At 74.3% G+C, this 6,820-nt stretch carries 5 protein-coding genes; 3 read left to right on the top strand and 2 right to left on the bottom strand.

Translation table 11 applies throughout. From position 1 onward, the window contains the following. Positions 1-228: 228 nt before the first annotated feature. A complete protein-coding gene (locus tag KS423_RS34165) occupies positions 229-2,427 on the bottom strand; it encodes an MMPL family transporter (protein WP_224283637.1) in 2,199 nt (732 codons plus the stop codon). A 379-nt stretch (positions 2,428-2,806) separates the two neighbouring features. Between KS423_RS34165 and KS423_RS34160 the strand changes: the two genes are divergently transcribed. The 3 genes from KS423_RS34160 to KS423_RS34150 are packed head-to-tail and all read left to right on the top strand — an operon-like array spanning position 2,807 to position 5,994. Beyond that, positions 2,807-3,955, top strand: coding sequence for a DegT/DnrJ/EryC1/StrS aminotransferase family protein (locus KS423_RS34160; RefSeq protein ID WP_224283636.1), 1,149 nt, complete (start codon positions 2,807-2,809; stop codon positions 3,953-3,955). Then, positions 3,946-4,890, top strand: coding sequence for an NAD-dependent epimerase/dehydratase family protein (locus tag KS423_RS34155; RefSeq protein ID WP_224283635.1), 945 nt, complete (start codon positions 3,946-3,948; stop codon positions 4,888-4,890). Before KS423_RS34160 ends, KS423_RS34155 begins: the two co-directional genes overlap by 10 nt. Before the next feature lie 12 nt (positions 4,891-4,902). Beyond that, positions 4,903-5,994: a hypothetical protein gene (locus KS423_RS34150; RefSeq protein ID WP_224283634.1), complete on the top strand. Its 1,092-nt coding sequence runs from the start codon at positions 4,903-4,905 to the stop codon at positions 5,992-5,994. A gap of 129 nt (positions 5,995-6,123) precedes the next feature. Here KS423_RS34150 and KS423_RS34145 read toward each other — a convergent pair. Beyond that, the coding region (locus KS423_RS34145) for a polysaccharide deacetylase family protein (protein ID WP_224283633.1) at positions 6,124-6,820 on the bottom strand (697 nt) is incomplete at its 5' end.

Below are 6,820 nucleotides of genomic sequence, written 5' to 3'. Positions count from 1 at the left end.
CCTCGCCGGGCAGCGCCGGCTCGTGCGCGCCGACCCTGGTGGGGGCGGGCCGGCCGGGCCGGAGGCCTCCGCGTGGGCGGCGGCCTCCGACAGCAACGGTAACGGTTGGGCTCGAAACGGTGTCCGAGCCGGCCGGTGACGGACCTGGCCAAGGCGGGGCCGGGCCGGGTCCGGAGTGGCGCCTGGCTCGGCCCGCCTGCCGGCGGGCCGGGCCAGGCGGTAGCCGGTCTAGACGGTGACCGACTCCCGGGCCGGGGCCGACTCGCGGGCGGCGGTCGCCAGCTTGCTGCCCTCGACGTCCACGTCCGGTATCAGCCGGTCGAGCCAGGCCGGCAGCCACCAGGCGCGGCGGCCGAGCAGGGCGAGGACGGCCGGAACGATGGTCATCCGGACGACGAAGGCGTCGAAGGCGACGGCCGCAGCGAGTCCCAGACCCATCATCTTGATCATCGGTTCGCTCATCCCGATGAAGCCCGCGAAGACGGCGATCATGATGAACGCGGCCGCGGTGACCACCCGGGCGTTGTACCGGAAGCCGGTGACGATCGCCTCGCCGGGCTGCTCGCCGTGGACGAAACCCTCACGGATCCTGGTGACCAGGAACACCTCGTAGTCCATGGCGAGGCCGAAGACCACACCGATCATGAAGATCGGCATCATGCTCATCACCGGGCCGGTCTGCTCCACGCCGATCAGGTTCGCCAGCCAGCCCCACTGGAAGACCGCGACCACGGCGCCGAGCGCGGCGACCACCGAGAGCAGGAAGCCGAGCGCCGCCTTCAGCGGGACGAGGACGGAGCGGAAGACCACCAGCAGGAGGATGACCGCGAGGCCGACCACCACCGCGAGGTAGGGCAGCAGCGCGTCGCTGAGCTTCTGCGAGACGTCGATGTTCATCGCCGTGGTGCCGCTGACCAGGACCGTCGCCCCGGTGGCCGACTTCAGGCCGGCGGCGTCGCCGCGGATGGCGTGCACGATGTCCTTGGTCTCGGCCTCGCTCGGGCCCGTCGCCGGGACGGCGTTGAGCAGGGCCGTGTCGCCCTCCTTGTTGAACATCGGCGGCGTGACCGCGATGACCCCGTGCACACCGGAGACCTTCTTGGCGACCTCGCTCGCGGCGGCCTTCGGGTCGGCGGCGCCCTTGACGTCCACCAGGATCGTCAGCGGGCCGTTGAAGCCGGGGCCGAAGCCCTCGGAGAGCAGGTCGTAGGCGCGGCGCTGGGTGGTGGAGGTGGGCTTGGCCTCGTCGCCCGGCAGGCCGAGCCGCAGGTCGAGCGCCGGGGCGGCGAGCACCCCGAGGCCGATGACACCGCCGAGCAGCACCGCGAGCGGGCGGCGCAGCACGAAGCGGGCCCAGCGGGCGCCGCCGTTCTCCTTCGCGGCCGGGGCCACACCGTGGGCCTTGCGGGCCTTGCGGGGCAGTACCTTGCGGCCGATGAAGCCGAGCAGCGCGGGGACCAGGCTGAGCGCGACCAGTACGGCGATGACGACCGTCCCGGCGGCGGCCATGCCCATCTTGGCCAGGATCGGGATGCCGACCACGGAGAGGCCGGCGAGCGCGATCACCACGGTGAGGCCGGCGAAGACCACCGCGGACCCGGCAGTGCCGACGGCCCGGCCGGCCGCCTCCTGGGGCGTGCGGCCCTCGGCGAGCTCGGCGCGGTAGCGGGAGACGATGAACAGCGCGTAGTCGATGCCGACCGCCAGGCCGAGCATCATGGCGAGCGTGCCGGTGGTGGCGGAGAGCCCCAGCGTGCTGCCGAGCGCGGTGATCAGCGACATGCCGAGGCCGACGCCGACCAGCGCCGTGAGCAGCGGCAGCCCGGCCGCGACCAGCGAGCCGAAGGTGATCACCAGGACGACGGCCGACAGCGCCATGCCGATCGCCTCGCTGCTGCCGCCCGCCTCGCCCGTGGCCATCAGCGCGTTGCCGCCGATCTCGACCTTGAGCCCGGCGTCCCGGCCGTGCTGGGCAGCCTGTTCCAGGGCGTCGGTCGCGCCCTTGGACACCTCTCCCGCCTTGGCGGAGTAGCTCACGGTCGCGTACGCGGTGGTGCCGTCCGTGGAGACGGCGCCCTGCATCGTGAACGGGTTCACCGCGCCGGTGACCTGCTCGGACCGGGCGACCTCGTCGACCGTCCGCTCGACCGCCTGCTGGTTGGGCGCGGCGGTGATCTTCTGGCCGGAGGGGGCGACGAACACCAGTCGCGCCGAGGCGCCGTCGGCGTGGCCGCCGGGGAAGCGCTCGTTCATCAGGTCGAAGGCCTTCTGCGCTTCCGTGCCGGGCATCGCGAAGCCGTCGTCGGGTGCGGCGGGCGCCTTGGCCGCCAGGACCCCGCCGACCGCCAGTACGGCGACCCAGAGGAAGGTCACCAGCCTGCGCCGGACGAAGGCCCATCGGCCCAGACGGTAGAGGAACGTGGCCACGGGAGAGCGGACTCCTTCGGATGCGGTTCTCGGAAACGGACGCGCCACGGCCGGCCGGGCGTCCTGGTGGACGCGGTCCGCCGCAGCATGACCCATCCTTGATCGCCGACCCCCACTCCGTCGTCGTCCCTGCGCAGGCCGTTTGCGTACTGCGGACGCAGTAGTGCCCTCCCCCGCACGGAGGAGCGCACGCCCCACGCCGGAAGCAGTGCCCGGACCTGCGGCGGAAGCAGTTCCGGTCACCCGCGCGGGCGGCGACCGCGGGCCGCGGACCGGTGGGCGAAGTAGCGTGATGTGCCTGACCCGTCCGCTGTCGTGCGGTTCGGGATGATCCGACCCGATCGGTGCTGCTTTCGCAGCCCGCCGCCGGAGGTGCCCCATGGGCGTTCCAGCCGCCCGCATCGTGTTCGACCAGAGCGACCGAGCGGCGGTCGCCGAAGCGGTGACCGAGATGCTCACCACCGGCGCGCTGACCCTCGGTCCGTGGACCGAGCGCTTCGAGCAGGCCTTCGCCGCCGAGCACGGCGCCTCGCACGCCGTCGCGGTGAGCAGCGGCACGGCGGCGCTGGAGGTGATCCTGCGCAGCATCGACGTCCGGGGCCGCGACGTGGTCGTCCCCGCCGTCACCTTCTACGCGACCGCCGGCGCGGTGGTGCACGCGGGCGGGCGACCGGTCTTCGCCGACGTCGACCCGGCCACCCTCGCGCTCTCCTCCGAGACCCTGGAGGCGGCGCTCACCCCGGACACCGCCGCCGTCGTCCTGGTGCACATCGGCGGGCTGATCGGCCCGCAGGTCGACGCCGTGCGCGCGCTGTGCGACCGGCGCGGCGTCCCGCTGGTCGAGGACGCCGCGCACGCCCACGGCAGCACCTTCGACGGGCGCGCCGCCGGGACCTTCGGCCTGGCCGGGGCCTTCTCCTTCTACCCGACCAAGGTCACCACCAGCGGCGAGGGCGGGATGATCCTCACCGAGTCGCCGGAGCTGCGCGACGAGGCCCGGGTCCACCGCGACCAGGGCAAGGGCTCCTTCACCACCAACCACCACGTGAAGCCCGGCTACGCCTGGCGGATGAGCGAGCCGCACGCCGCGATCGGTGCGGTGCACCTGCGCCGGCTGAAGGAGTTCATCGAGACCCGCCGCGCCGTCGCCCGCCGCTACGACGCCGCCCTCGCCGGGCTGGACGGCCTCGACCCGGTGCTCGAACCGCCCGGCTGCCGTGGCAACTACTACAAGTACGTGGCGCTGCTGCCGTCCGGTGTGGACCGCGCGGAGTTCAAGCGGGCGGTGGCCGAGGAGCACGGGGTGCGGCTGTCCGGCGAGGTCTACGACCTGCCGCTGCACCTCCAGCCGGTGCTCGCCCCGTACCGGCGCGGGCCGCTGCCGGTGGCCGAGGACGTCTGCGCGCGGCAGGTCTGCCTGCCGGTGCACTCCGACATGACCGAGGACGAGACGCAGCAGGTGATCGACGCCGTCTCCGCGGTGTACCGGCGACTGGCCGGAGCGAAGGGAGCAAGATCGTGCGGATAGCCGTCACCGGGGGCTGCGGGTTCATCGGCTCACACGTCGTGGACCACCTGATCGCGGCCGGCCACGACGTCCTCGCGGTGGACACCACCGACAAGTACCTCAACCCGGACGCCGAGCACGCGCGGCTCGACGTCCTCAATCTCAAGGCCCTCACCGCCGCGCTGTCCGGCAGCGAGGTGGTCTACCACCTGGCCGCCATGGCTGACGTCGAGCAGGTCTGCGCCGACCCGGTCCGCGCGGTGCGGACCAACATCGACGGCACCGAGGCCGTCCTGGAGGCCGCCCGGCGCAGCGGCCTGAGCCGGACCGTGCTGGCGAGCACCGTCTGGGTCTACGGCGCCGCTATCGCCGACGGTCAACTCGACAGCGGCGAGCAGGAGTTGGACGAACACGTGCCGATCGAGCTGGAGCACAGCGGCCATCTGTACGTGGCCACCAAGCTCGCTTCCGAGATGCTGGTTCACAGCTACCGCGAGCTCTACGGGCAGCACTTCACCATCCTGCGCTACGGCATCCCGTACGGCCCCCGGATGCGGGACGAGCTGGTCGTCGCCCGGTTCGTCCAGGCCGCGCTGGCCGGGCGGCCGATCACCATCGCCGGGGACGGCCGGCAGAGCCGCAACTTCGTCTACGTCGAGGATCTCGCGGACGCCCACGTCCGGGTCCTCTCCCCCGCCGCCGAGGACCGGACCTTCGCGCTGGAGGGCTCGACGGCCGTCTCGGTGCGGGACATCGCCGACACGGTGGACGGCCTGCTGGGGCCCGTCACCATCGAGCACATCGACGGGCGGAAGGCCGACTACACGGGGCGGCGGATCTCCTCGGCACAGGCCAAGCGGCTGCTGGACTGGTCTCCGAGCACCCACTTCACGGACGGCGTACGGCGGTACGCGGACTGGTACCGGGCCACCGTCGGCTCGGCCGCCGGCGCCTGACGGGGCCGTCCGATGCCGCACGCCCTGCTGGTCTCCGGCTCGCTCGGGCAGGGCCACGACGTGATGGCGCAGGCCTGCGCGGACACCCTGCGGGAGTACGGCTGGACCACCCGCACCGTCGACGCCATGGCCCTGCTCGGGCGGCGCTCGGGCGCGGCCGGGGAGGCGGTGTTCCGCCGGCTGCTCGACCTTCCCGGGGTGTACGACGCCTTCCACTTCTCGGCGCTGCGGCCGGGCGCCCGGATCGCCCTGCTCGCCGACGCCGCGGCCCGCAACCGGCTGGTCCCGGCGCTGCGGGAGCTGATCGGGGCACAGCGGCCGCAGCTGGTGGTCTCGGTGTTCGCCACCGCGACCTCGGCGGTCAACCGGCTGCTGCGGCAGGCACCGGAGCGGGAGTTCCGGCACTTCGTCTTCTGCACGGACGTGACGCCGCACCGGCTCTGGGTGCAGGAGGGGACGGACCTGTTCCTGGTCACCTCGGAGGTCGCCGCGTGTGCGGTGCGGCGGTACCGGCCGGACGCCGACATCGTCGTCGTGCCGGCGCCGCTGCGGAAACCGTTCTACGGCCCGCCGGAACGGGCCGCAGCACGCGCGGAGCTGGGCGTGCCGGCGGGCGCCGCGTGCGTGCTGCTGATGTCGGGCTCCTGGGGGCTCGGCCCGCTCGCCCGAACCGCCGCCTCGCTGGCCGCCGCCGGACCGCACGTGCTCGCGGTGGCCGGGCACAACCGGGAACTGGAGCGCCGGCTGCGGGGTGCCGCGCGCCGCGAGCCCCGGCTGCACCCCTTCGGCTACACCGAGCGCGTCCCCGCGCTGATGGCCGCCGCCGACCTGGTGGTCACCAGCTCGGGCGACACCTGCAGCGAGGCCCGGGCACTGGGCCGGCGGCTGCTGCTCCTCGACATCGTGCAGGGGCACGGACGCGACAACCTCCAGCACGAGCTGGAACTCGGCCACGCCGACGTCGCCACCGCCCACCCGGCCGAGGTGGTCCGCAACGCCCTGGCCGCGCTCGGCCGCCCCGAGCCCCCGCCGTCCGCCGGGGCGACACCGGCGGCCTGGCAGGAGGGGTTCGGAGCGGCGCTGCGGCGGGTGGGACTGGGATAGCCGAAGCCGGTGAGGCCGGGGTGGCCGAGGGTTCGGCGCACGCCGATGGTGCCCGAGCAGGTGAGGGTGCCGGTCACCGTGCCGGTGCGCTGGGGGTACCGGTGTCCGGCGGTCCTGACGACGTGTCCGTCACACCGGACGGTCCCCGCCGACGGGCGGCGGCACCCGGTGGTCGCGGAGGGGGCCGAGGGTCAGCCGGTGGGTGCGGCAGTGGTCGGCGATCAGCGGGAGCGCGGCGAGGGTGGCGCGCCAGGAGTCGGGGGCGGAGGTGCAGTCGGAGTCGTGCAGCAGGAGGGTGGCACCGCCGGTGAGGCCGGGGCGGGCGGTCGCGTAGACGGACTCGCCGGTGGCCCCCGCCGCCCAGTCGCGGCCCCAGGCGGTCCACAGCACGCTGCGCAGGCCGAGACGGCGGGCGGCCAGGGCCGGGCCTGCGGCCAGGACACCGTACGGCGGGCGGTACCAGAGCGGACGGGCCCCGCAGAGTTCGGTCACGGCCTCGGCGGCACGGCGCAGTTCGCGCAGGTCGCGGGCGGGGGCCGGGTACCACTGCGGCCGGTGGTACCAGCCGTGGACGGCCACCTCGTGGCCGCGCAGCACCAGCTCGCGGCCGAGCGCGGGGGCGCGCTCCAGCATCGCGCCGAGCAGGAAGAAGGTGGCGCGGGCGCCGAGTTCGTCCAGCGCGTCGAGGACGTACGGGGTGCTGCGCGGATCGGGGCCGTCGTCGAAGGTCAGGGCGACGTGGCCCGGCGCGGTGCCGTGGCCGGCGGTGCGGCGGGCCAGGGTGCGGCGCAGTGGCGGCAGGCGGACGGCAGCCGGGGCGAGGTGC

The sequence above is a fragment of the Streptomyces sp. LS1784 genome (assembly GCF_020103755.1).
Taxonomy (GTDB): Bacteria; Actinomycetota; Actinomycetes; order Streptomycetales; family Streptomycetaceae; genus Kitasatospora.
Note: the sequence above shows the minus strand (reverse complement) of the source record. Positions and strands in the feature narration are given on the sequence as shown.